The 794-nt window shown below is 56.8% G+C and carries 1 pseudogene; it reads left to right on the forward strand.

Features of this window, described 5'->3' with window-relative positions:
• Positions 1–526: 526 nt before the first annotated feature.
• Positions 527–701, forward strand: a pseudogene (locus ACWGTO_RS33665) (IS5/IS1182 family transposase); the annotation flags it as partial.
• Positions 702–794: the final 93 nt, after the last annotated feature.

Below are 794 nucleotides of genomic sequence, written 5' to 3' on the forward strand. Positions count from 1 at the left end.
AGCGTCTTCCAGGCTACCGGTATCGCCCTGCCGGCAAACATCCGCGAATAGCTGTCTCATACGCAACGATCTGGGGATCGTGTGGTGCTAAGGAAACTTGGGGGCCGCACATCTCATTGATTATAAAGATCTATTCAAAAACAACTGTTGAAGTCGGGCAAGGGAGCGTTGCTCGATCTGGAGGCGCAGCAACCGCGTGATCCGCTGATCCGCTCCTTAACGATCTCAAGGATCTGCACATGGCCCGCGAGGTGATCTTAGAGTGACCGCTGCGGCGACTGATGCCGCCCTGCGGTCACTCGGCCGCCAAAGGTTATGATCGGATTGGCATGGCTGTGGCTGCGCAATCAACCGGGTCCAGTCCTTAACCGCTGGTTCCATGAACGCTGACGCGCAATCGAGCGGGCCTCAATCATTGTCGCTCTTACAAGGAAACCGCCTGACGTGATCGCCTGATCGCCCGGCGAGTCATCGAGGTGCCGTCTTGAAGCAGCAGGATACGCTGGCACGTCAATGACCCTCGGGATCAAACGTGAGCGTCCGGCGAACGCATTTTCGAGCGCTCGATCGGCCGAATCTATAGGACGCGCTTCACCTCATCGACCATAACACGCTCGATCATCTCTGGATCGCATTGTTCATCGACGAGGAACTGGCGGATTCCACCATCCCACGTCCGTATGTCGGCGAGGAGATTTTGAAGGTCGTCGATTCCGCTTCGGTCAGGCCTCTCGTGCCATCTTCACTGCCATCGCGGACATACACCAATTCGCCTTCGGAGATGTTGTCCGAGT

The organism is Mesorhizobium sp. PL10 (genome assembly GCF_053714315.1).